The 25,376-nt window shown below is 48.6% G+C and carries 22 protein-coding genes and 1 riboswitch; of the genes, 6 read left to right on the top strand and 16 right to left on the bottom strand.

What is annotated here, in order from left to right:
- Positions 1-6: 6 nt before the first annotated feature.
- The 6 genes from ACYVF1_RS17720 to ACYVF1_RS17745 all read right to left on the bottom strand — a co-directional run bounded on the left by ACYVF1_RS17720 (position 7) and on the right by ACYVF1_RS17745 (position 6,412).
- The gene (locus tag ACYVF1_RS17720; RefSeq protein WP_461081212.1) at positions 7-2,229 is read right to left on the bottom strand and encodes a serine/threonine-protein kinase; all 2,223 of its coding nucleotides are present in this window, start codon (positions 2,227-2,229) and stop codon (positions 7-9) included.
- A 25-nt stretch (positions 2,230-2,254) separates the two neighbouring features.
- The gene (locus tag ACYVF1_RS17725) at positions 2,255-3,022 is read right to left on the bottom strand and encodes a caspase family protein (RefSeq protein WP_461081214.1); all 768 of its coding nucleotides are present in this window, start codon (positions 3,020-3,022) and stop codon (positions 2,255-2,257) included.
- Between the two features lie 21 nt (positions 3,023-3,043).
- Positions 3,044-3,835 carry a PP2C family protein-serine/threonine phosphatase gene (locus tag ACYVF1_RS17730; RefSeq protein WP_461081216.1) on the bottom strand — a complete coding sequence of 264 codons (792 nt, stop codon included), beginning with the start codon at positions 3,833-3,835 and terminating at the stop codon, positions 3,044-3,046.
- A 3-nt stretch (positions 3,836-3,838) separates the two neighbouring features.
- Positions 3,839-4,441 (bottom strand): FHA domain-containing protein, encoded by a 603-nt coding sequence (locus tag ACYVF1_RS17735; protein ID WP_461081218.1) that lies wholly within the window; start codon positions 4,439-4,441, stop codon positions 3,839-3,841.
- A 90-nt stretch (positions 4,442-4,531) separates the two neighbouring features.
- Positions 4,532-5,563, bottom strand: a complete 1,032-nt coding sequence (locus tag ACYVF1_RS17740; protein WP_461081220.1) for a hypothetical protein — start codon at positions 5,561-5,563, stop codon at positions 4,532-4,534.
- Between the two features lie 78 nt (positions 5,564-5,641).
- Entirely contained in the window at positions 5,642-6,412 is a 771-nt protein-coding gene (locus tag ACYVF1_RS17745; RefSeq protein ID WP_461081222.1) for an FHA domain-containing protein, read from the bottom strand.
- Positions 6,413-6,662: 250 nt separating this feature from the next.
- Here ACYVF1_RS17745 and ACYVF1_RS17750 point away from each other — a divergent pair, with 250 nt between their 5' ends.
- The gene (locus tag ACYVF1_RS17750) at positions 6,663-8,606 is read left to right on the top strand and encodes a KUP/HAK/KT family potassium transporter (protein WP_461081224.1); all 1,944 of its coding nucleotides are present in this window, start codon (positions 6,663-6,665) and stop codon (positions 8,604-8,606) included.
- A gap of 90 nt (positions 8,607-8,696) precedes the next feature.
- On the top strand, positions 8,697-9,758 hold the full coding sequence (locus tag ACYVF1_RS17755; RefSeq protein ID WP_461081226.1) for an NAD-dependent epimerase/dehydratase family protein: 1,062 nt from the start codon (positions 8,697-8,699) through the stop codon (positions 9,756-9,758).
- Between the two features lie 34 nt (positions 9,759-9,792).
- Here the strand turns inward: ACYVF1_RS17755 and ACYVF1_RS17760 are convergent, their stop codons facing one another.
- Complete coding sequence (locus ACYVF1_RS17760; RefSeq protein WP_461081228.1) at positions 9,793-10,842, bottom strand: sialidase family protein; 1,050 nt, start codon at positions 10,840-10,842, stop codon at positions 9,793-9,795.
- A 134-nt stretch (positions 10,843-10,976) separates the two neighbouring features.
- Between ACYVF1_RS17760 and ACYVF1_RS17765 the strand changes: the two genes are divergently transcribed.
- Positions 10,977-12,068: a lipase family protein gene (locus tag ACYVF1_RS17765; protein WP_461081230.1), complete on the top strand. Its 1,092-nt coding sequence runs from the start codon at positions 10,977-10,979 to the stop codon at positions 12,066-12,068.
- A 14-nt stretch (positions 12,069-12,082) separates the two neighbouring features.
- On the opposite strand, the gene ACYVF1_RS17770 is transcribed toward ACYVF1_RS17765, so the two are convergent.
- Together ACYVF1_RS17770 and ACYVF1_RS17775 are read right to left on the bottom strand one after the other, a co-directional pair.
- A complete protein-coding gene (locus ACYVF1_RS17770) occupies positions 12,083-13,147 on the bottom strand; it encodes a homoserine O-acetyltransferase family protein (protein WP_461081232.1) in 1,065 nt (354 codons plus the stop codon).
- Between the two features lie 74 nt (positions 13,148-13,221).
- Positions 13,222-14,511 carry an O-acetylhomoserine aminocarboxypropyltransferase/cysteine synthase family protein gene (locus ACYVF1_RS17775; protein WP_461081234.1) on the bottom strand — a complete coding sequence of 430 codons (1,290 nt, stop codon included), beginning with the start codon at positions 14,509-14,511 and terminating at the stop codon, positions 13,222-13,224.
- Between the two features lie 222 nt (positions 14,512-14,733).
- Positions 14,734-14,838, bottom strand: a riboswitch (SAM riboswitch).
- Between the two features lie 178 nt (positions 14,839-15,016).
- On the opposite strand from ACYVF1_RS17775, the gene ACYVF1_RS17780 reads away from it, so the two are divergent.
- Entirely contained in the window at positions 15,017-15,343 is a 327-nt protein-coding gene (locus tag ACYVF1_RS17780) for a DciA family protein (protein WP_461081236.1), read from the top strand.
- Here the strand turns inward: ACYVF1_RS17780 and ACYVF1_RS17785 are convergent.
- The 7 genes from ACYVF1_RS17785 to ACYVF1_RS17815 form a co-directional block, all read right to left on the bottom strand.
- Complete coding sequence (locus tag ACYVF1_RS17785; protein WP_461081238.1) at positions 15,336-16,526, bottom strand: glycosyltransferase family 87 protein; 1,191 nt, start codon at positions 16,524-16,526, stop codon at positions 15,336-15,338. The two genes, ACYVF1_RS17780 and ACYVF1_RS17785, sit on opposite strands and share 8 nt — an antisense overlap.
- Positions 16,527-16,661: 135 nt before the next feature.
- On the bottom strand, positions 16,662-17,666 hold the full coding sequence (locus tag ACYVF1_RS17790; RefSeq protein WP_461081240.1) for a family 43 glycosylhydrolase: 1,005 nt from the start codon (positions 17,664-17,666) through the stop codon (positions 16,662-16,664).
- Positions 17,667-17,734: 68 nt separating this feature from the next.
- The gene (locus ACYVF1_RS17795; protein ID WP_461081242.1) at positions 17,735-18,436 is read right to left on the bottom strand and encodes a class I SAM-dependent methyltransferase; all 702 of its coding nucleotides are present in this window, start codon (positions 18,434-18,436) and stop codon (positions 17,735-17,737) included.
- Between the two features lie 43 nt (positions 18,437-18,479).
- The gene (locus tag ACYVF1_RS17800; RefSeq protein WP_461081244.1) at positions 18,480-19,649 is read right to left on the bottom strand and encodes a glycosyltransferase family 87 protein; all 1,170 of its coding nucleotides are present in this window, start codon (positions 19,647-19,649) and stop codon (positions 18,480-18,482) included.
- A 92-nt stretch (positions 19,650-19,741) separates the two neighbouring features.
- A complete protein-coding gene (locus ACYVF1_RS17805; protein ID WP_461081245.1) occupies positions 19,742-20,551 on the bottom strand; it encodes a polysaccharide deacetylase family protein in 810 nt (269 codons plus the stop codon).
- Positions 20,497-21,501, bottom strand: a complete 1,005-nt coding sequence (locus tag ACYVF1_RS17810; protein WP_461081247.1) for a glycosyltransferase family 2 protein — start codon at positions 21,499-21,501, stop codon at positions 20,497-20,499. The genes ACYVF1_RS17805 and ACYVF1_RS17810 overlap by 55 nt, the downstream gene beginning before the upstream one ends.
- 149 nt (positions 21,502-21,650) lie before the next feature.
- Positions 21,651-23,324, bottom strand: a complete 1,674-nt coding sequence (locus tag ACYVF1_RS17815) for a Na+/H+ antiporter (RefSeq protein WP_461081249.1) — start codon at positions 23,322-23,324, stop codon at positions 21,651-21,653.
- A gap of 50 nt (positions 23,325-23,374) precedes the next feature.
- Between ACYVF1_RS17815 and ACYVF1_RS17820 the strand changes: the two genes are divergently transcribed.
- Positions 23,375-24,373 carry an ion channel gene (locus ACYVF1_RS17820; protein WP_461081251.1) on the top strand — a complete coding sequence of 333 codons (999 nt, stop codon included), beginning with the start codon at positions 23,375-23,377 and terminating at the stop codon, positions 24,371-24,373.
- A 92-nt stretch (positions 24,374-24,465) separates the two neighbouring features.
- On the top strand, positions 24,466-25,374 hold the full coding sequence (locus tag ACYVF1_RS17825; protein WP_461081253.1) for a S66 peptidase family protein: 909 nt from the start codon (positions 24,466-24,468) through the stop codon (positions 25,372-25,374).
- Positions 25,375-25,376 lie beyond the last annotated feature (2 nt).

Raw genomic sequence — 25,376 nt, forward strand, 5'->3', positions numbered from 1 at the left:
CACGAATTATTCAGCTGAACACTGTTTAATTTTCCGGCGGACCTCGTCGGTGTCTTTCAGCACCTGAGCCACTTCAAACCAGGCTTTTGCCCCATCCGGCGCATCGCGTTCGAGATAGCCCCTTCCTTTTTCCAGGCAATACGTATAAGCCGCATCCGTTTTTGCCGTATTCAGCGAATGTTCTTTAGCCAGCGACTGTGCTTTGCCGAAAGTCGATTTTGCTTTTGCCTTATCGTTCGTCTTGGTAATCAGCTTAAAACCATCTTCCATTAAGCGGTCATATTTTTCCTGTTGCTCCTGACGGGCAGCGGCCATTTTTTCTTCGGCGGTAGGTTCCGGCGATTTCGGTGGTTCTGACGCTGCTACCTGTTCAGTGGTTTGTGGCGGTGGTGATACGGAAACGGATGTAGACAAAGATGACGTAACACCTTCCTCCGGTTTTTTCTGAAGTTCATTTACAGCAGCGTTACGTAGCCAGGCAAAATCCTGACGACTCGGATCGATCTTTAGCGCTATATCTGCAAACGCAATAACCTGCCTGTAATTTCGCCGATGAAAGGCTTGCTGTGCATGTTTCAGATACGCATCGGCTTGAGCTTTAATGCTCCCTCCTTTCGGTACGTCGATGGGTGGTAATGCCGGATTTTCTGCGTTGACAGAAGGGCCAACGGGTTTACTGTTGAATGGCTCTTCGGCCTTTAAATCAGATGGTTGAACGGAAGCTTTCTGATCGGCCGGAATCAACGTATCATCTTTGCCTGAGTCTTTTGTAACGTACCAACCCAGTGTGCTCAGCAGAATAACCCCCGACAAAGCCACTTGCCAGATCGCCACGCGCTTTGGTGGTCTGGCGGGCGCCGAAGTTGCCATCCGCCGTAAGCGCCTGGGGGCCGCATCCATATCTGTCACCGTTACGATTTCCTTTTCAGAGACCGTCACTACGTTCGTTCTTTTCTCTGTCGTTACAAGAACTGGCGCGGGTTCAAAAATATCGGTTGATTCCTCTGGCTGATATGTATCGGTCAATTCCGACTCCTCAATCACCGGTTTCGGGCGAAGCTCTTCAAGGCACGTAACCAAGCCACGAGCGGCTTCGGCATCGGCTGGACTCACCTGCAGAATTTGCTCGTAGCGTTTTTTGGCCTGCTCAAATTCCCATTGCTGAACAAACTGGCGAGCGTCTTGCAGCCAATCCGTAAGCCGCTGTTGAGCCAATGCTTTTCGGCAGATATCTGCACCGTTCTGAGCCTCGGCCAGGTATTCGCGTTTGGCGAGAATATTCTCAAAAATCGCCAGTGCCGGTTCGTATTGCTGACTAGCCAGTAACGTATTTGCTTCCGCCAGTAGTTGAGGAATCTGGTCGAGCAAATCCAGCAATTCGTTTTCTTTCCGAACGCGTTGGTGAATGTCACGGATCAGGCATCGGCGAATAATGGTCCTGTATGGCTCCGCAACCTTATCCAGCCGAGCGGGCAGTTTAACGGTTACAATTTTCTTTTCAATCTCGCGTCGAACCGATTGTTCACTGCTGTTTTTCAGGTCAGCCCGAAACGGCTTCTCGCCCGTCAGCATTTCGTAAAGAATGACGCCGAACGCCCATAAATCAAGATTAAAGCTAACCCGACTACCTTCGATCTGTTCGGGCGCTTTGTAGGAAGGCGTACCGCGACCGTCGCTCAGGTCAAAATCGGAACTGTCGAGTTCATCGTCGGTTACCAGTTTACTCAGTCCAAAGTCAGCGATTTTTGGCACAAAGCGTCCGGCATTATCCCGAGAGATCAGGATGTTGGCCGGTTTAAAATCCCGGTGAACGATTCGGTGATTGTGCAAATGTTGAAGCCCCAGCAGAATACCCCGCGTAATGTCATAAATCTGATCGGGCGTGAGTTTCTGGTGTTGCAGCAGATTCGCCAGGTTGCCATCCGGATAATATTTCATGATGGCAAAATCACTCACACTCGTATCGGTTTCGAGTCGATAACAGGCGTCGTAACGAACGATATTGGCTTGTCTGGGCACCTTTTGCGCCAATTCTACTTCGGCCTTCAGCGAACGGGCGTCGTTGCCTTTGAACTCACTGATTTTAATGGCCACCCATTCCGTTTCGAGCTGATCTTCAACCTTTATCACACGACCATACGAGCCGCTTCCCAACAACGCCCCAGGTTCATTGGGTCGGATGGGGTACCTCTGCCTGAAATCATGAAAAGAGGTAAACGATTGACTCATAGATCTATCAATAGTAAAAAGCAAGTTAAAGATAAGCCAAAGGTAAGTTATCTGAAAATCGACCGTAAAAAACCGGAGTCTGATGCCCTCTTGTAAGCTGCTTTACTCTTGGCGCTACGTATTGATGCAGCTCACGTATCGTCACAATCTGGTTTTTGTCCTGATCAGCACTCCCTCTCAGCCCCTTCAGCATAAAATACGTAAAGGCTCCGCCAGCCAGTTGACGGGATTCTACCGCTCCCTGCGTAGACCGGCTGGCCAGTATCATCGCTACGTTCTTCTCATTGCCTACGTTTTGCGCAAATGTTTTCAGGGTGCTGGTCTGCGTGGTTTGCGGTTGGGTCATGCTGCCCGACAGACAAGCGTCGGCAATGCATAATTTTGTGCTCGCTTTTGACGCGTGAAAGGCTGCTTTAATATCGGCGTGCGTCAACAATTTACTCGTATCGCCGGGGCGGCTGTCGTAGGGCACAAAACTACCGGGCATCCCATGGCCAGAAAAGTAAAAAATGACCCGGTCGCCCGGTTCAGCCTGGTGGAAAAGCGTTAGCGCCTGTTGTATCGACGCTTGCGTAGCGTTGTGATTGGTGAGGAACCGTATCTGCGAAGCCGGCACGTTGCCTCCTTCTTTACCCTTCAAAAAAGTAACGACTTGCCGGGCATCCTGATCCGCAAACCGCAGATCGCCGTTTGCGTACGATAGCGCCTGATAGTCAGACACGCCAACTACAACGGCAAAGGTGCGCCCCTGCGAAACCGTTTCCTGACAACTCATCAGAAAAAGTAGGGCCATATATAAAAGCATACGTATCATTTACATTCGTCCCACAGGTTCCGCTACGTGTTGAATACCAATTAAATAGGCTGAATAATTGTCTTTTGTCTGCCCTTCACACAAACCCTGAATGGCCTGCATTTTTGTCAGATCTGGTACGTCCTCTGCCAACAGACTGGTCAGCAAGTAATCATCCAGACGTTCGAGAACGCCATCGGTACACATAAAAAAATAATCGCCCGCCTGTATGTCAGTCAACAGCACTACGTCGGGCATCGAACGACTGGATTGTTCGTCAGCATCGGCTAAACTAGCTGCTACGGAACGACTTAAGCGGTTTCGCCAGGGGTGTGTTGGAATTTGTTCGGGCGTGATAATGCCAGCCTCCACCATTTCGTTTACCTGCCGATGATCCTGCGTGCGAAAAATAATTTTCCCACTACGTAGCTGATACACCCGCGAATCGCCTATGCTGGCAACCGTTGCCCCCCGATCATGCAATTGCAGGCAAGCCATTGTCGACCCTATCCGACCCACCAAAGGCTGCTGTTTTAAGTACGTATAATATAAACTATAAGCCTGATTAATAGCCGTTTGCATGTGCACACTGTCGAGTATAGGAAAACCCATGCCCGATACATACTGCGCTACGGCGTCACTGAGCAATTGGCTGGCGACTTCTCCTTTATCAAGCCCGCCCATGCCATCGCAGACGATGAACAAGCTTGTCTGCTCATTGGCTGCACCGGGAGCGGGGTATAACGCGTCCTGATTACTTTGCCGTTGGCCAACATGTGAAAATGCAAGCGGTAAAGCGGTTTGAATAAGCATCGACTATTGTGTCTGATCAGGGTTAAAAACTGTCATGACTTTCTGGCTATTGAGTTCCGCAGGGCTAATCGCTACGTGAGTCAACCGGAATTTATCAACCCCGCCCAGCGTAATAACACCCCCGTCCGGTACGTCGATTAATTCGGCTTTTTCCAACGTAGCGCCATTCAGTTGTGTGCCATTCTTACTGTGGTGCATAACCTGCGTATTTGTGTCTACGGCTCCATCCTGGAGTTGGTAACGTAGCAACCCTGTCCATTTATCGAACGTAACAGTTAACGTACAATGCCGTCGACTGATAAAACAGCGACCGTTATGGACGATACGTTCTACCTGGACAGTACAGGAGCTGGCGGTACCGATTACGTTAGACCCAAACTGGAGTGAATAGGTTCGATTTGAATCGCCCTGATACGTTAGCTGGCCGAGCGACGGTAACTCATTTAGAAACGCTTCATTGTAATAGCCGCTCGTTTCCAGCATGTTAATTGCACCACAACCCGTATGCGAACATATAATGGAGCCCCGTTCAGCGTCGGCCCCCCGAACCATAATTCGTCGACCACACTGCTGGCAGGTAATCAGCGTCGTTTTAAAACCACCCATACGTTTAAGGATGTATGGTGTATAATATATGATACATGACAGCTCTTTTACTTACTACATTATACACCATATTTCATACATTAATCTAACCTATTCGTCCATCTCTCGAACGTCCCCGTTATTCACATACGTAGCGTCATCGGCTTCGTAGGAATTGGCCGGGTGATGGGTATCATTATAGTCCGAATCTTCAACTGCCTTACTCCCTGCGCCTGATGCCGCATGAGACATGGTCACATCTTCATCAAGAATTTCGTTAACAATTTCCCTGGACATACTTTCTTCAAGCCCCTGACTGAACTGTTCATTAGAAAGAATACAGGAGTGTTGCAGATGTATTTCGGCGGTCAACTCTCCACTCATCGAATTGTACTGACGAATGGTGTCCAGCCCATCGTCGCCACGGGCATCAACGATTTTATAAGTGTAGCCGTCAACGTCGTCCATTACTAATGTGTCAATAACGCCATCATGATTAAAGTCAAGACCCATGACGCGATGACCATTAAAAACCCCTTCGATAATAGTAGGTTTTTGGTGCCCATTGGAATCATCATGAAGATGCGTCGATGCTACGTATGGACGTATCGGTAGCGCTTCGGCAGTAACCATTTCAGTAAAATCCTGCCGTTGCTTAAGCGACAAATCCTGCCATTCTTCTTTGTAAAACGTATTATACCAACGCCCCTGCCAGCCAAATACCCCCCCTACTCCAACCTCCTCGCGGGCAGCTTTAAACGCTTCTCCGAACGTCATAGTATCCGTTACTTTCCCTGCTACGTCAAGATCATTGGGTAACATTGTTTTAGATCCTAACTCAGGAAAAGCCCGAACGGTAACATTTGTGGCTGAGTTGGCTTTGTCGACAGATGTCGTATCGTCTCCGAATCCGGTCGCTGTTTCAACCGCGGTTGAGCTAACTGGTTCCTGCGGGCCTTTTCGTGTCCGTTCGGTGATTTTCTGACTGACGGCCCACGACGCTCCACCCAGTAGCAACGTAGCAGCCGCGATACCCAGCGCTTTTTTACGGTCAGTCTCCGCATCGGAAGGGGCCGGTGGTCTTCTCGGTATCATAGGAATAGCGTCGGTTGGTAAATCGGTTTGACTGGAGAGTTGTCTCATAGTTACAAAAGGATACGTATTGAACGATGTGTGTATATCGGGCGAATTGAAAAAAGGTAAGTGAGGGAGTCAAAAAAATTACTTTACCCAGATGGCCTGACACCGGCGGCAGGTTTTCTGCTGAGCGAGCAGTTCCCATTCCCGCGCGCCAAACGGATCGCGGCAATCTGGATTGGGGCAGCGATACTTTTCACGATACTCTTTATCAAGTACTTCCAGCTTCTCTTCGGTCGACAACAACGTAGAACACAGGGTTGGCACTAACATACTCAAGCCCGCACTCGACAAAATATGCAACAGGGGAGCGGCTGCCCCGCCACTGGCCAGCACGGCGCTCATGCCCACCACCGACGACAGAATCACGCTCCCGGTACGTATCATTTTATCACGATTCCGGCAGTCCCGACGTAGTTGCGGATACTGTTCGTAGACCTGTTTGAGATTGGCAAACTGGCGCGTAAAATCAAGAGGATTGGCCGACTGAAACGTAGCAGGCTCAACAGGTTGCTCGAACGTAGCAGGCATAACAGCCTTTTGCTTACGTAGCAGCAGCAATTGGTCCACAGTGTATTGGGCATCAGCCAGACGTAGTACGTCGGTGTTATTAATGAGCTTCCGTGTAATTCGGTAGCCATTCACAAACGTGCCGTTCTTACTGGCCAAATCTTCCAGCAGGAACGTAGTAGGCGCACATTGGATCAGTCGGGCGTGTTGCGTACTTATTTTCGGATTGGCAATAGCAATGTCATTCGCCGTTCCTCTGCCAATTGTATAACTGGTAAGCTGGGAGAAATCGTCAATCCATTTTTCGAACTGACTGTCGTTAAAAGAAACGGGCGGAGCTGGCATACAGGAATGAGGTAGCTCAATAGCCTGGCAATATAATCAATTCCTGAAACGTCACCTCACTACGATAACGTAATCTATTTGTAGGCGACCTGAACCGTATAAATTATACAATATCTCCGTATAATACTGTAAACTGTATGTCTTTCTAACGCTATTTTAACTTTCAGATCAAACGAGAATAATGAATCTAAACATCGTCTATCTTTGCCCCGTTTTGTTCTGCTCGTAACGAAAGGCGCAAGCCTGTTCTATGGAAGATAAGAAGCATTTAGATACCGTAACAGCCGCTGGTCTGCTGGTGGCAATGGGTATCATCTACGGTGATATTGGCACGTCACCTTTATATGTACTACGTTCCATAGTAGGCACGTCCGAGCCGATTCAGGCCAATATCGTTCGGGGCGCACTCTCCTGCATTTTCTGGACTGTTACGTTACAAACGACGATCAAGTACGTTATCCTGATTCTGCGAGCTGACAACCGGGGAGAAGGTGGCATTTTTGCCCTGTATGCGCTGGTACGTCGACATGCCCGTTGGCTTACCATTCCCGCCATTATTGGTGGGAGTTCGTTGCTGGCCGACAGTATTATCACCCCGCCAATTTCGGTTTCATCAGCAGTAGAAGGGTTGCTGATTCTTTATCCGGACATCCCGACTGTTCCTATTGTTATTGGTATTCTGTCGATACTGTTCCTGATTCAGACGTTAGGTACCAGCGTAGTGGGTACTGCTTTCGGCCCAATCATGCTGGTCTGGTTTACCATGCTGGGTACGCTCGGCTTGCTTCATATCGTCAAAGACGTTACTATTCTGGCGGCTCTGAATCCAATGTATGCCTATGACTTCCTGACCGGCCAGGCGGGGGCTTTCTGGCTGTTGGGTGCCGTTTTCCTGTCCACAACCGGTGCCGAAGCGCTTTATTCAGACATGGGGCACTGTGGCCGGGCTAATATTCGGGTTAGTTGGGTTTACGTAAAAACCTGTCTGATGCTGAATTATTTTGGGCAGGGGGCATTTATAGAAAGCCTGGCTGGGCAGCCTTTGGGCGAACGAAACCCATTCTATATGCTCATGCCCGAATGGTTTCTGATTATAGGTATTTGCGTGGCAACGGCAGCAACGGTAATCGCCAGTCAGGCCATGCTGACTGGAGCTTACACGCTCATCAGCGAAGCCATCCGGCTCAACTTCTGGCCGAAAGTACGTCTTCGGTACCCGTCCAATCAGAAAGGGCAGCTTTACGTTCCGAGTATCAACTGGCTGCTTTTTGCGGGTTGTATCGGGGTAGTGCTTTATTTTCAGGAATCCTCGCGCATGGAAGCCGCTTATGGGCTGGCCATTACGTTAACTATGATGATGAGTACGGTGCTGTTCAGCTATTACATGTACTCGCACAAATACAACGCCTGGCTGGTTGTGCTTTTTCTGGTTTTCTATCTGGCGGTAGAAAGCTGCTTCCTGGTAGCTAACCTGGCGAAATTTACACACGGCGGCTGGGTATCCATCCTGATTGCCGGAGTGATGGCTACGGTCATGATCATCTGGCTCCGCGCCTTCCAGATTAAGCTTCGATTGACCGAATACGTCCGCATTGACCATTACATACAGGCTATCAAAGAACTTAGCCGCGACATTAGTATTCCGAAATACGCCACGCACATTGTCTTTATGAGCAACGCGGCCCGGCAGTCGGAAATCGAGTCCAAAATCATTTATTCCATCTTTCAGAAACGGCCCAAACGCGCCGATATCTATTGGTTTGTCCACGTCGACACCACCGACGACCCGTACACGATGGAATACAAAGTGAACACTATTGCGCCCGACGATGCTTATAAAGTCACGTTTAAGCTGGGTTTCCGGGTCGAACAACGTATCAATCTGTTCTTCCGGAAAGTGATTGAGGACATGGTAAAAAACAAGGAGGTGGACATTACGAGCCGATATGAGTCGCTCAGCCGACAGAACGTAATAGGTGATTTCCGTTTTGTCGTTTTAGAGAAATTTCTCTCGTTCGAAAACGAACTTCCGACCACGGAGCGATTGATTATGAATTTGTATTTCAACATCAAAAGTTTCACTACGCCCGAAGACCGCTGGTTCGGCCTGGACAGCAGCTCGGTGAAAATCGAGAAAGTACCCCTGGTTATCCGCCCGGTCGAAAACGTTCAACTCAAACGTATCACATCATAAATGAGCGAAAGAGTGAATGAGTGAAAGAGCGATTAGTTGCAAAACCACTCATTCGCTCTTTCACTCATTCACTCTTTCGCTCATTTATTTATGAAACTTCTCATTACCGGCGGGGCCGGATTTGTTGGCTCGTCGCTGGCTATTTCGCTGAAACAACAATATCCAGATTACCAGATCTTTGCACTTGATAACCTGAAACGTAGAGGTTCCGAACTAAGTCTATCGCGGCTTAAAGCGGCTGGTATTGAATTTCTACACGGTGATATACGTAACAAAGAAGATTTCGATACGTTGCCCCCGGTCGATACGGTGATTGAAGCGTCAGCCGAACCATCGGTGCTGGCGGGGTTAGATGGCACGCCCGATTATCTGATTAATACGAATCTTTTCGGCACGGTCAATTGTCTGAATTACGCACTGAAACACCGGGCTAATTTCATTTTTCTGTCGACAAGTCGCGTTTATCCTATCAAAACCATCGAAACGCTTACTTTCGAGGAAGCTGACACGCGGTTTGTACTTAGTGATAATCAGCCCGTTCCAGGTGTTTCGTCCAAAGGAATTGCCGAGAATTTCCCACTCGATGGCGCCCGGTCATTGTATGGCACGACCAAACTGGCTTCGGAACTGCTCATTCAGGAGTACAATGAGTTTTATGGCCTGAAAACCGTAATTAACCGTTGTGGCGTAATTACGGGACCGTGGCAAATGGGCAAAGTCGATCAGGGCGTAATGGTGCTTTGGATTGCCAAGCACTATTTTGAGCAGCAGCTTGCATACATTGGCTACGGCGGCACGGGTAAACAAACCCGCGACATGCTCCACATCGCTGATCTTTACCGACTGATTGACTGGCAATTACACAACCTTGATAAAGTAAATGGCCAGATTCTGAACGCGGGGGGCGGAATTGAAAGCAGCGCTTCCTTACAAGAGCTAACCAACATTTGCCAGGAAATAACCGGAAAAACGATTCCGATCAAACAGGTTACCGAAAACCGGGCGGCCGACATTCGGCTATACATCACCGACAACACCAACGTAACAAAATTGACGGGTTGGAAACCACAATTAGGCATCCGCGAAATCGTAACCGACATTCACGCCTGGCTCGATGAGAATCGGGCTGCCCTGGAACCTATTCTGAAATAACACTTTTAGAACAATGACCTGCTCCTGGCTGGTATCATAGATGGACAGTTGACTGAATCAGCTGTCCATTTGATTCCCAAATACATATCGCTGAATTTCTGGAGAATGCTACGCTCGGCATCTGCCCTTTGCCCAGATTCACGGGTTTGTTGTCATTAACCTTTAACCAGACCTCACCAGCTTCATCCCAGGCCAAAGCCGTGTCTGCTCTACGGGTGGTTAGGGTCACGTTACGGCCTGTAGCCACGGCCTGTTCCTGTTCACCTGGTCGACACATGTATACTGTATTTTCCCGACGCCATACGCTAAGTGGTGTCCCCGTTTTTGAGAGCGAAACGGCCCCTCCGTCCATTGGACAGGCGTTCAACTTCCAGGTTCCTAAACCCAGCTTTTGCGGGGATGTAAAAGAGGTTCCACCATCGGCTGAATGAGCCAGGTAGAGGTCACGAGCGCCATTGAGCCAGTTACGAAATTGGATGTAGACATCGTTTTCTTTGGCAGTAATTGACACTTTGCAGCATTCACAAATAGTCCCACTCGGCGAGCGATAAACCACCCGATTCGCTGACCAGGTACGTCCGCCATCCTGGGAAACAGCCATAACGAGTTTGTTTCGGTTGTCTTCGCGCAGGTCAAGCCAGGTAGCGTAGAAAGTACCCGCTTTTGCGCCTGCCACCGCCTGAAATCCTTCTTTGGCAATGGCCGGTACGTCGTTGATTCGCACGGCGGGCGACCATTTTCCGCTTTTTCTGTTGAGCGAGTAAGCAAATATGTCGCCTTCTTTATTGACCGCCGTAATAACTACGTAATTAGCTGTCACCGCTATTTGCGGGCCTCGTTTCGACCCTGCCACCAGTTGTTTTAACGTAGCAATCGCTAAGGGTTGACTAAACGATGTAGATGGCTTAGTACCGACCACGTAATACAGGGTTGAGTCCTGGCCATACACTAAATGAACTTCTCCGTTGTCGTCAGAAACCACGACTGGAAGGTGCCCCGCAGCAACAACCGTCTCATTATCTTCATTTAGCCTTACTATAGCAGCAGTACAAAGTAGTACTACAGAAAGAACAAGATAGCGCATAGCAGTTGTTGACTATTGTCTTAAAAGTAGGTCCGGTTCGGTTTTTAATGTGAATTAGCCAATAACCATCAGGTGGCATTGCTGAAACGTCATTTATTCTTTTGTACTTTCGATACGTGAAATCGCAATTTGTCATGATGAAAAAGTCTCCGGTAGCACTACTTATTTTTCTTGTATTGCCCAACATACTCTTCGCTCAGAAACTAAAACCAGGTTTCGACAAAGCTGAGTACATTGAAATGCTTAAAGTATCGGCCCGCTTTGGCGATTCAGCTTACGTCAGCGCGTTTCCGACTCCGCAGTTTTTCAAACCGGTTTATCGTTCGGCTATCGTTGGACTTGACAATCGCTGGGATTTATGGACGAATAATCAGGGTGTAGCCGTAATTAGCCTTCGCGGAACTACGGCTAACAGCGTTAGCTGGCTGGCAAATTTTTATGCTGCAATGGTGCCCGCCAAAGGAGAATTGCAGTTAAGTGATACCGAGCGTTTTCAATATGAACTGGCTTCTAATCCGCAGGCCGCTGTACATGTAGGCTGGCTGATCAGTACGGCTTTTCTGACAAAAGACATACTTCCTAAACTGGATTCTACCTACAAGGCAGGCACAAAAGATATAATTATTCTGGGGCACAGTCAGGGTGGGGCTATCGCTTATCTGCTGACGGCGCATCTGAAAAATCTGCAATCTCACTCTCGAATACCTCCCGACATTCGGTTCAAAACGTATTGCAGCGCAGGCCCCAAGCCCGGAAATCTGTATTTCGCTTATGCCTACGAAGCCATGACCCAAAATGGCTGGGCTTACAACGTAGTAAATGCTGCCGATTGGGTTCCTGAAGTACCGCTCACGGTTCAGACGGTAAACGATTTCAATCCTACAAACCCATTTGCGGGAGCACCTGCACTTATCAAAAAACAAAAGCTGCTGACACGTATCGCTTTAAGACACGTTTACAACAGTTTGAGCAAACCGGCCCTTAAAGCCCAGAAAAATTATCAGAAATATCTTGGTAAGGTGGCGTCAAATACGGTTAAAAAAAACCTGAATGGCTACGTAGCACCGGCGTATTACAACAGCAACCACTACGTCCGGACGGGGACAACGATTGTTTTACAGACCGACAGTACGTATTTCACTAAATATCCTAACAGCAAGGATAAAATTTTTACCCACCATTTTCACACACCCTATTTATACTTGGCGGAGAAACTGCCGGATTAATGCGACTGCTACGTTTACTGATTAGTCGAAGCTTTTACCGGGCGGTTTGTGGTTTCAGCGCTGGCCATCCACTTACGAATAATGTTGGTTAAAGGACGGAATTCAATTAAGAAACCATCGTGACCGTAAAGCGAATCAATTTCTTCGTAAGCCGCGTCAGGAATATGGCGAGCCAGAAACTGCTGTTCGGAGGGCGGGAAAAGCAGGTCAGACCGGATACCTACAACCAGTGCCCGGGCTTTAATTTGCGATAACGCGTTCAGAATACTCCCCCGATTTCGCCCGACATTGTGCGAATCCATCACTTTCGAAAGCGTCCAGTACGTAAACGCATTGAAACGGTCGGCTAGTTTATCACCCTGATAGCGTTGGTAACCAGCCGCTTTGTAATCATCCAGCTGTTCGTTATTATCGAGAGCCTGAGTGAAGCCATACGTATCATAGTTGCGGTACGAAATCATAGCCATCGCTCGAGCGGCTTTCATACCGTTACGTCCGGCGTCGTTACGTCGTTCAGCCCAAGTCGGATCGGCTTCTATGGCCATCCGCTGCGCTTCGTTGAAGGCAATACACCAGGGCGAAGCCACAGCACTAACGGCGATCAATATCAGGTTCTGGATGAGCGAAGGCTGCAGAATGGCCCACTCCATGGCCTGTTCGCCACCTACGGAACCACCAATACAAGTCTGAATTTTTTCGATACCCAACTCCTGACGTAGCAGATCCATCGCGTTTACCATGTCGCGGATGGTAATGGTGGGAAAATCGTGGAAGTAGGTTTGCCCGTTTGCCGGGTTTACCGATAACGGTCCCGTCGATCCGTAGCAGGAACCCAGTACGTTCACGCAGACAATAAAATCTCTGGCCGGGTCAAAATATTTGCCCGCGCCTACCATACCGCCCCACCAGTCGCCCGCGTCGGCATTACCTGTCAAGGCATGACATACCCATACTACGTTCGATTGGTCAGGCGTTTGCGACAACGTACCACGCGTAGTGTAGGCCAGCCGAAACCCCGGCAGACTCCCGCCCGATTCAAGCGGAAACGAATATTTGTAATCGAAGTATTGAACGTCCAACGAAAAAACGATTTTCTGTCTCAGGTACCTGACTTCTAGCCAGATACCTGAAACAAATAGTATATAGTTACCGCTTATGCAATCTGGGCAAATGCCTGCGCCAGATCGGCTTTAATATCTTCAATGTATTCGATACCAGCTGATATACGTAGCACACCCGCTTCTACCCCGGCACTGGCCTGCTCCTGCTCGCTTAACTGCTGGTGCGTAGTAGCTGCCGGGTGAATAATTAGGGTTTTGGAATCGCCTACGTTAGCCAGATGGCTTATCAGTTTCAGGCTGTTGACGAACGTATCAGCATCACCTTTCACTTTAAACGAAAAGACGCCACCAAAACCCCGTTTCAGGTATTTTTTAGCCAGTTCGTGGTACGGGCTGCTGTCCAGTCCCGGATAATTCACGAACTCAACCTGCTCGTGCTGTTCAAGCCATTGGGCCAGTGCCAGCGCATTCTGCACGGTGCGTTCTACGCGCAGCGACAGGGTTTCGAGCCCTTGCAGCAACAGGAACGAGTTGAACGGACTAATAGCCGGGCCATAGTCACGCAAGCCCTCTACCCGCGCCCGAATGATAAACTGGATATTTCCAAAAGGACCACCTACACCAAACACACTACTGAAAACCATGCCGTGATACCCTTCCGATGGCTCGCTAAACTGCGGAAACTTGCCGTTGCCCCAGTTATAGTTTCCGCTATCGACAATAACACCCCCAATGCTGGTACCATGTCCACCAATCCATTTCGTTGCCGACTCGACCACCACAGCCGCACCATGTTCGATGGGGCGGAACAGATAACCACCTGCACCAAACGTATTATCCACAATCAGCGGGATATCATGTTCCTTCGCCAGGGCAGCAATCGCATCGAAATCAGGAATGTTAAAACCTGGGTTACCAATGGTTTCGAGATAAATGGCTTTGGTTTTCTCATCAATCAGTTTGGCGAACGCTTCAGGCTTATCACCATCGGCAAACCGAACGTCGATACCCAGCCGCTTGAACGAAACCTTGAACTGATTATACGTACCGCCGTAGAGAAACGAGGTCGACACAAAGTTGTCGCCTACCGACAAAATATTATTTAGGGCAATAAACTGAGCCGCCTGCCCGGAAGCCACCGCCAGAGCCGCTACGCCACCTTCGAGGGCGGCAATGCGCTTCTCGAACACATCGGACGTCGGGTTCATGATGCGGGTGTAAATATTGCCAAATGCCCGCAGTGCAAACAGATCAGCTCCGTGCGCCGAGTCGTTGAAAACGTAAGACGTTGTTTGATAAATGGGAACGGCTCGGGAGTTTGTCGCCGTGTCGGGTTCCTGGCCAGCATGAAGCTGGAGTGTATCAAAATGAAGTTCGGACATGGTTATTGTAGTTGAATAGTTATAGGGTTATAAAATTGGAGAGCTGTAAAGCATTGCTAATATTGAATTGGCTACCAGGTTTTGAACTTTACAACGGTATAACCACACAACTCTACAGCTCAGTAGGCACACGCAAAACCCTCCCGGTTCTGGCGGCAAAATCAGGCGTAATTAGCTAGCCCTCAGGGGCATACAGCATCGGATATGGAGCATGTAAATTGCGATTTATAGTTCCTAAAATGGTTTTAGGCAGGAGTTAGCACCTTGCCGTGTGGTAGGTTGCCAGCGGTTCGCAGAGCCTGATCTCTCCCCGCTTCTTTATAAATCAATTCGCGTTGAAAAACGCGTAAGAATTGACTTGATGGCGCAAGTATACGAGCCAAACGGTGGGATTCCAAACGTCGGATGCTTTTTCTATCCGCTTACGAATTTTTTCAGAATTAAAACGAAACAGCTACTTACCGAGTTGAAGGATTGTTTATTTTTGTCATAAGACGCCCCCGTAATGAACCAGACTTACCGATATAACCGCGAAAATGCCACCCGCGTGGCAGGGACCACCACCTTGAAGGATGCCATCGGTCAGCTGCTCAAAGCCTATCAGCTCCAGGCACGCTTCAACGAAACTTACCTCGAAGCCTTCTGGGGGCGCATGATGGGCCCCGCCATTGCCTCACGTACCAATCGGCTCTACGTTCGGGATCGCAAACTCCACATCGACATTTCGTCGGCTCCGCTACGTAACGAACTGGTCAACGCCAAGCAGAAATTGATTCAGTTGATCAATAAAGACATGGGAAGCGAGGTCATCGACGACGTAGTATTTATCTAATCAACTCACCTTCAGGAACATGCTCTTCTGGCATTCCAGTCCAGATACTCCAGTGTAGCCGTAACCAGACGAACAGAAGGGGCAGCACCATTAATGCGTACTGATTGACGTAGTGATCGCGGATGTAGGCCGGAAAAATATCGGTCGGAGAAAAGCTGGAAATCAGCAGCGCAAAAGCGAGTAATAAATTATCCAGCTTCGTTTTGGCCGACACTACGTACCAGATTGCTACGCCGGTAAAACTGATGATAAACGTAGGCGATTCGAAACCAGTACTGGCTAGATTCAGAAACAATAGGGTGGATGCCAGAATGCTCAATTGAAAACGAACATTTTGGAACAGATTGGTTTTCAGGTAAGCTGTCGCAAAGACCAGTAGTCCGGGAATAATAAAGTAGAGGTTGGATAACGTACCGTCGTGGAATAACCGTCGGAACATTCCCATAACACAGACATCCGTCCGGGTATTTTCCAGACTCACATTCAACTGATTTTTGTAGGACAACGATTCGTACCAGTCATGGTAACATTGTACAGTATAATCGAACCCAACAAACAGCATCGGTAACGTAACGAACACAACCGTCGATACTATTCCTCCAACAACGTAGCGAATTTTGTTCTGCGCAAACGGGAAAAAAGCCAGCCCAACGATTCCATACAATTTGATAAGTGTACCCAGTGCTACGTTCGCGGCAGCCGAAACTTCCTGACGTTTATGCAATTGCGTATACGACAACATTATCATTCCCGCGCAAATGTGATGGAACTGCGTATTCAGCAGGCAGGTGTACGATGAATTAAGCACCAGCCAACTCACCACAGCCCGTTGCCGGTTGGTCAGAGGTAGTTCATAAATGGCGTATAGAAGAAACAGCGAGTTAAAAACATTCCATAACGTAACGCTCAGCAACGTAGGCAACCAATAAAATGGCGCAATTAGCAGAGCGAAAATGGGGCCGTAATGGTAAGAATCGAACGTTTCAGATGGGTATTCCAGAAACAGGTTCTGGTGCGCTATCAGGTGCTTGAAACTATTGATAAACAGGAGAAAATTATTGATGAACGAGCCGGGCTCACCCAGATAATACTGCTTTACACCTGTCAGGATTCCTAATAAGGTCCAGATGATGACGATGTTACGTTTACTAAAGAAGAAAGGATGCTGGAAAAACTGCTTCATCGCGTTGAGCCGCTACCCTCTGTTACCGAAAGGTTAGCACCTACAAAACTACAGCCTGCGCCCTGGAAATGAATTAATACGTAATTAATTTGCTGCTACGTTGCTCCGAATGCTACGTAACAACCTGATGACGTATCATTTAGCATTCATTACTGGTTTCGCCTTCTCCCACATTACTTCGCGATTGGAAAGAAACCAGGTTTTGCCTTTATCGTTGTTGCCCTGGAAGAACAGATAGGTTTTGCCCGTCGGCGTTTTGAAGATATGCGGATGCCCCGACTCACTGCTGTTCCAGCTTCCCGGCTGGCCATTTTTCAGAAATGGCTCAGTTTGGATGCGCTCCCAATGTAGACCGTCGCTGCTACGTGCCACCCCAATCTGCTGGGGCCAGTTGTTGTAAGCACCGGCATAAAACATAACCAGCTCGTTGCCGCGCTGAATAATGGAAGGCGCTTCGATACACTCTCCTTCCCAAGGATATTCTGGCTTCAACAAGGGACCATTTGTGGCCGTTTGTTTCCAATCTTCGCGATTAAAACTGGTTGTAGCCGGAGCCACTGCCACGCCCAACTGTTGAATTTTATACGTCGGATCGCGGGTAGCGAAATACAGGAAATATTGGTTTTTGAAATAGAAAACTTCGGCGTCAATGGCTCGTCCGCACGACCACTCACTAATTGCCGGATGAAATATTGGATTAGTCGGATTTCGGTTAAAATGAATACCATCTGTGGAAACGGCATGGCAGATAGCGTCGTTTTTACCATTTCCGTATGTCTGGTAAAATAGATGCACTTTCCCATCCCGAATCAATGCCCCCGGCGCACAAAAGCCTTTTCGCTCATACGTAGCAACGGGTGGTATTTCGGTCACTTTCTGCCAATTCGTTAAATCGCGGCTTTCCGCAATGCCTATCCCCCACCGGTCCGCTCCAGTCGAATCTTTACCCGTCGGCACTGAATAATAAAGCAAATATCGCCCACCGAACCAGACTACGTGTGGGTCTTTGGCGTATCCCCCTTTACGATACGTAGTGTCGGCGAAATACATAGCCGGACGTTGTTGCGCCATCACGAACGTAGTGAAACCAGCGTGAAGCAGGCCAAGCGCTAAAAAAAACCGGAATTTGTTGACGCGCATAAAGTAGGGTAAAAGTAGGCAGCTATGTCAGGATAAGATCACAAACATACTATGATATTATCCCTCGCTCAAAACTCTATCAGCAGACTCTTACGTTCTTTTTGCAACGTAATAGGCGACTTAATGAAGTGAGCATTTAACCCTACCCGCTTGGCAAGTGCCAGCCATTGCAATTCTGGTAGCACTAAAAAACCGTTTGCTTTGCGAATCTCATGGTAGGCTGAAAATCGCAGTTCGACCAGCAATTTCATCATGGAGAAAAGCTCACCTTGGCGTATTGACCGTGTCACAATACCCATTATATCGCCGGCAATACTGCTCCCGACCATAACGTCACAAATGAGCGCTTTGGCACCGGGAGCCGCCAGTTGCTTAATGTTACGTAGTAACTGCTCCACCTCGTCGGCGTTGCGATAATATTGTACTACGCTCATCACAATAATGATGTCGAATTTCTGACCAGCGACCGGGCTAAAATTCAGATAGTCATCGGGAGACAAATCATGAAAGAAGACATTTGGGTGCTGGGCGTGTTTGGCGCGTCCCATCTCGTTGTAACGCTGCGAGATATCCAGGCCATGAATTTCGCCCACCTGATCATGCCAGGCGTCTTCCAGGTTTCCCGGCCCTGAACCAATATCCAGCACTTTCTTGGCTTTCGATACCGTAACGTATTTCTCGACTTTCGCCAGGAAGTAAGCGTAATTGGTCGACATGGCATTGTCGAACTTATTTTCTTGCTGCCAAAAATCCAGCCAGGTCGCGGCCATAGAAGTCATTACGTTTAGGAAGATTAGGTTAAGAAAAAGAGAGTTATGAATAGGCCGGTATGTCTACCTCACGGCGCGGCTGAGTTTCCGAGGTCGATACGTGCATCAGGTAAATAACTCGGAACCAGATCAGTACGCAGGGAAGCGCTTTTAATACGTATGGTTTCACAAATTGCTCGCGCAGAAACGCCGGGAAAATATCGCTTGGCGAGAAGACCGTGAGTATCAGGCAACTAATTAACAGAACCCGGTCGAGCGCCGTCTGCGGACAATAAATCCACCAAAGTACCACCCCCGTAACCGCCGTGATATACGTAGGCGACTCGGCCACTGGATTAAAGATTACCTGAAAAATGAGTATCGAAGCAACCATCTGCAACCGAAACGAGCGTTCGGTAAACTTTTTTACGTTCGCATACACAGTACAAAAAAGCAGTACGCCTAGCCCAATAATAACAGGCGTGGCAATATCTGGGGAGATGAACGTATGTACCAGCCGATGAATAGACGTATTGGCCCACTTATCGACGTCGGATTTGATAAGTAACTGATTGACCCACAGTTCATATTGCCAGAGCAATTTGGCTGGCGAGGTAAAAAGCAGCGGCAACAATCCCTGAATAATTCCCCACCCAATCGCAGAAGCCAGGAATCGAATTTTTCCGGGGTATAGCAGGAACAGAGCCCCCGCTACCAGACTGTAAATCTTGATATTGAAGCCCAGAATGATAAAAAAGGCTGCCCAGAATGGTTGTCGCTTTTCAAAACAGAGGAACGCAAACAGCGGAATAGCGCCTATCAGCGGATTGGTCTGACTGTTTACCAGCGAAGTAAATAGTTCATGTAAACTAAACCAGTAGGCAAATACTTTCTGCTGATGCGTCAGTGGCATCCGGTAAATAGCATATACCCAGACACCAGCAAACAGGAAATGCCAGAGAAATAAACCAACGGAAAATGGTAACGCAAAAACCGGCGAAAACAAAGCCGCAAACGTGGGTGCGTAGTGATAATGATCAGAATATTGGCCCGGATAAAGGCTGTACATACTTACACCTTCGAGCAGGTGCTGGAGCGAGTAGAAGAAAATTTTATAATTGTTAGAGCCTGATTTAAAGACCATTCGGCAACTGGCGAATAGCGTCAGTGCTCCGTATATTCCAAAGATGAACCGATAGTCGCGAAAAATCGGCTTTCGAAAAAAGGATAGCATCGGAAACAATGCGGTTATAGAGTTGTAAGGTTATAGAGTTGTAGGGTTATAGAGTTGGCCGTCGCGTTCACAAACCTCACAACTCTATAACCCTACAACTTTATAACCGAATCAAGCTGGCGGGCAAACTCACCCATTGTGCCGAACTCGCCCAGCGGCTTCAGATAACGTAGTAGTTGCTCAACCCGGTCGAGCAGTACGTCGCGTGAATACCGACGAACGTAGGTCGGAATTTTTTCGTAGCTGGATAAATCTGTAAACTCCCAGGGGTGAACGTACAGATTCAGAAAACCGTCGGACTCGAGCGTCTGCCGACAGAGCCATTTATAATACCCAAATGGGAAATTTTTCAGGCTAAGCCAAAATAGCGGCAAACGTAGCGTTGGTGTTACTGAAGCTGGAATCTGCCAGACACCCGCTTCCTGAAACGGGTGCCGGGGTTCTCCCCAGTGATTATATCGGCCCGGAAGCCAGGTGGGATGAAGCGATGAATTATACTGATAACCAGCAGATTGAACATCGTTAGGGTCGACAAAACCCATACGAGCCCGCCGAAATCCTGTTATGGGTTTCCCCAAAAGCTTTTCCAGCGCAAGGCGAGATTTGAGTAAATCGGCGGGCTCGAACGTAGTATGGTAGTAGCCGTGTGATGCAATTTCATGTTTCTGAGCCAGTTGACGTATCAACTCCTGTTCATGAAGTGCATAGTTGGCCGTAGTAAACAACGTAGTACGGGCACCTACTATCTCAAAACGCTCGGCCAGCGGTTTCAAACCACGGGTCGATACGTCAATCTGCTCACCTAAGGGAATGTCGTGCCCGAACTCAACGGCGGTATCGAACTCTTCTACGTCAACGGTAAATAAAATATATCGTCTTCTTCCTGGTTCGGAACTTGCCATTTTGTTTCAGATTCCTCGATCTCACTTGTATCGCTGATGATGTAGGCCGGGCGGCTCTTCACTTCAACGAATGTTTTTCCTAAATAAACACCGATAATGCCGATCATGATAAACTGCACGCCACCAATCAGCACCGACAGCACGACCAGCGTGGTCCAGCCCGATACGGTTGCATTGGTGAAGAAATATTCATACGTAGCTTCGGCACCGAACAGGAGGGCAAACAGCGACATGCCGAAACCCAGCAATACTGACAAATACAACGGCTTGGTTGAGAACGATGTAATGCCCATAGCCGCCAGCTTCAGCATCTTGCGGAATGAGTATTTCGAGCGGCCAGCGTAGCGGGCGGCTGGCTCATATAAAATGCGGCACTGCCGGAAGCCAACCCATGAAATTGCCCCGCGCAGGAATAAATCATTCTCTTTAAACTGTTTCAACGTATCAACTACCTTCCGGTCGAGCAACCGGAAATCGGCCGCACCGTCTTCAATTTCCAGGCCCGATACGTTACGGAGCAGTTTGTAAAAATAAGCCGACGTAGTGCGTTTGAACCACGACAATTTTTTGTCGACCTGCCGTACGGTGTAAACTACCTCATAGCCCTGACGCCACTTCTCGATTAGGGCCGGAATCAGTTCGGGAGGGTGCTGAAGATCGGCATCAAGGCAAATAACGGCTTCGCCACGAGCGTTGTCATAACCGGCACGTAGCGCCATCTGATGGCCAAAATTGCGCGAAAAAGAAAGAAATCGAACGACGGGGTATGCTTTGCTGAGTTGACGAAGTACGTGGCGAGTCTGGTCGGAACTGCCGTCGTCAATGATCAGAATTTCATACGACTTGTATTGCTGCATAACGGCCATTAACCGATGCACCAGTACAGGTAGATTTTCTTCTTCATTAAAAGCGGGTACAATCAAACTAATCATACCAGATTCCAATCTCATAGGTTTGTTTAAAAAGAAAGTTACGGCAGGCTTTTTCAAAGCGTCCGCTAATTTAAGTAATTTTACTCAAAAAATTTAGAGTATCTTCATAAAATAATTATTAGCTATATCGGACAGGGGTACTAACAAAAAAGTAAAAAGCCTCATTATTAGCTGATTCCGGGGCTGTCTTCAACGGGTCTCACCAACGATAAACGGGCCGCTTCTAAATCCAGCTCCTGTTCTATGTTTCTGAAAATCTCGCCATCCAGCAAGCTTCCTTTCCGCAGGCCAACGAGTACGTCACGCTCCACCGTAATCAGTTCTAACTGAAGCTGAACAGCCTGCTGATATAATTCGGTGGGGCGTTCGTGTCGGTTCTGAGCACGTAACGTTCCATTTAACTCGTTGATACGTAGCTCGTAGGCATTTTTAACGTAATTTAATACGTCGTCATGGACCGAGCCAGCCGAATGATTGGCCTCCAGGTACGTAATGGCTTCCAGCGCCATGCTTCGACGTAGCCGAAGCTCTTCCCGCTTCTCATCAATGGCTTCTTTTACGTTTAGTCCCTCGATCAACAGGGGCAGCGTTAGCCCTTGAATGACGAGTGTACAGAAAATGACAATAAACGTAATGAACAAAATCAGGTCGCGACCGGGAAATGGCGTGCCATCGCGTAGTACGTTCGGTAAAGCCAGCGCTCCCGCCAGCGAAACGACTCCCCGCATTCCGGCCCAGCCGATTATGGCAATTTGCTGCCAGGTGGGTCGTTCTTCGCGGGTGCGGATACCTTTATTCATCCAGCGCGGTACGTAGGCGCTCGGAAAAACCCACACCAATCGACATACAATGGCGACCAGACTAATGAGTAATGCGTAATTGACGGCTTCGGGAAGTGTATAACCGTTTAAATCGGCTACAATACTTGGCAGTTGCAGCCCGATCAGAATGAAAACCAACCCATTCAGCAGGAAAATCACAATTTCCCAGACAGCGTTAGTTTGTAATCGGCTCTGGTGCGTGAAAAGCTGATCGGTACGTACCGACAGAAAAAGGCCCGTCGTCACCACCGACAGCACGCCCGAAATATGAAGATTTTCGGCAATCAGATACGAGCTGTAGGGCGTCAGTAACGTAATGGCCGTACTGCTGATTCGGTCCTTACCCAGAATTTTATGCACCCGAATCATAATCCAGCCGATAGCCAATCCTAATGCTACGCTGGCCACGGCAATTCCGACAAACCGAAGGCTGGCTTCCCACAACACAAACTGTTCTGTGAGTACAGCGGTCAGTCCGTAACGGTAGATAATCAGGCTGGTTGCGTCGTTGACAAGGCTCTCTCCTTCCAGTACGGTGGTAATCCGTTTGGGTACGGTCAGGCCCCGCATCACCGACGAAGCCGCCACGGCATCGGGGGGCGAAATAATTGCTCCGAGCAAATAGCCCTGCGCCAGCGAAAAACCAGGAATAAACGCGTGCGCTACAAAAGCAACCACCGTAGACGTAAACAAAACCAGCCCAACTGCCAGCAGTGTCACCGGGCGGCTATATAGTTTCAGTTCGACATTATCGATTTGCCAGGCAGCCGCATACAGTAGTGGGGGCAGGAAAATGAGAAAAACCGCGTCATGCGACAGAATGACGGGCGGCAAACCCGGTATCCACCCAATCAGTAGTCCTACAATGACCAGCAGAATCGGATACGAGATTTGTAGCCAGCGGGCCACAACGGTCATCAGCGTGGTCAGGATAAGTAAACCCGTTACAATTTCAATGGGGTGCATAACGTAATGAGGAGGGTGGCGAAGTAACGTAACAGGACTAGGCATTTTTGCCATACCTTTGTTAGAAGCCCGTTACGGTTTGTTACGTAACAAATCTATTCACTATGAATTCATCTACAAACCAACTTTCTGATCGCGCTCCTAAAACCAGCGAACTGGTTGAACAGGAAGGGCGACGTAGCGACCTGGGATTTGGCACAAAAATTACTGATTCTCAGTCGCGACTGGTCAATCAGGACGGCAGTTTTAATATTCAGCGAATTAATGCTTCGCTCTGGGATAAGTTGAATATCTATAATCGACTTATTACGATGAGCTGGCTGAATTTCTGGAGCTGGTTAGTATTTTCGTATCTGACAGTCAATACGTTATTTGCCGGGATTTACATGCTGGCCGGGGCCGATACGTTGATTGGTGTCAGCGAAGAGAACCTGAATGGCCCCTTCTGGAAATGCTTCTTTTTCAGCTCGCAAACCCTTACAACGGTAGGTTACGGCCATATTTCGCCCAATACGTTCCTCACCAGTTCCATAGCTGCTTTCGAATCGATGCTGGGTTTACTGGCTTTCGCGCTGGCCACTGGCCTTCTTTACGGACGTTTTTCAAGACCATTGGCCCACGTCCGATTCTCAAAACAGTCGGTGCTCGCACCTTATCTGGATGTCAATGCCTGGATGTTCCGCATCATCAACACTCGTTCCAATCAACTAATCAATCTGGAAATTACGGTAACAATGTCGCGGCTGGAAACGAAGGCCGACGGTACGCGCTATCGGAAATACTACGGTCTGAATCTGGAACGTAACAAAGTCGCTTTTTTCCCGACCAACTGGACGCTCGTTCATCCTGTTACGGAGCAAAGTCCGCTGTATGGCTGTACGTTGCAGGATCTTGAGCAATCAGACACTGAATTTTTAGTGTCGCTTCAAGCCCTGGAAGATACGTTTGTGCAAAGTGTGCATACGCGTTTTTCGTATCGCTATAACGAAGTACGCTGGGGCCATAAATTCATACCGATGTTCGATGGTAGTCAAAAAGGCGGCAACGTAACGATTGACCTCGATACGCTCGATCATACTGAAGAAGTGCCGCTGAACCAATGAATAGCTAAATAACCGGATTTGGGCATTCCGACAAAGGAGTAATCTTAATGTTCACCCTTCGTCGGGATAACAAAACTAAAACATAAATTCGCTTGATTCTCCCTCCTTATCTACGTCCTGGCGATACGGTTGGCGTTGTGTCGCCCGCCAGTTGGTTTCCGTATGACGAATTAGCCGATGGACTTCGCATTATGCGCGACGATTGGCAACTCAACGTAATAGAAGGCGAAAGCTTACACGCTGTTGACGGTCCGTTTGCCGGTTCCGACGATCTGCGCCGAACCGATTTGCAACGACTTTTCGACGATCCAACCGTTCGGGCAATTTTTGCGACTCGCGGGGGCTATGGCTGCTACCGAATTGCTGATGGCCTTGACGTAACGGCCCTAAAAGAAAACCCGAAATGGATGGTCGGTTTCAGCGATATTACGGTGTTACTCAGCTTATTCAATCAGGCCGGGATTGTTAGTTTACATGGGCTAATGCCCCGCAATTTTGGTGCACCTGACCGCGCAGAATCGCTGGAATCGCTACGTCGGTGGCTATTTGGCGAACCACCCAGTCACTACGCAGTCACTAGTCATCCCCTAAACCGACTTGGCAACGTAACGGGACCACTCATCGGCGGCAACCTGACCATGCTCATCAATTCGCTCGGAACGCTAACTGATTTCGATTACGCCGGTAAAATTCTGTTTATCGAAGATATCGACGAAACGCTTTTCTCGCTCGATCGCATGATGATGCAACTGCGCCGGTCGGGTCGGCTGGCAGCACTAGCCGGGTTAGTGGTTGGGCAGTTTACCGATATGCGGACCAATACGTCGCTTCAATTTGGTAAGGATTCCTATGAGATCATTGCCGACGCCGTAGCTGCTTACTCCTTCCCCACACTCTACGATTTCCCGGCTGGACACGTACCGTACAATCTGGCCTTACCCATCGGAAAAGACGTAGAATTGGTGGTGAAAAGCGGAAATGGACGTATCAATTTTACATAGGA

It is taken from the genome of Spirosoma flavus (genome assembly GCF_054778555.1).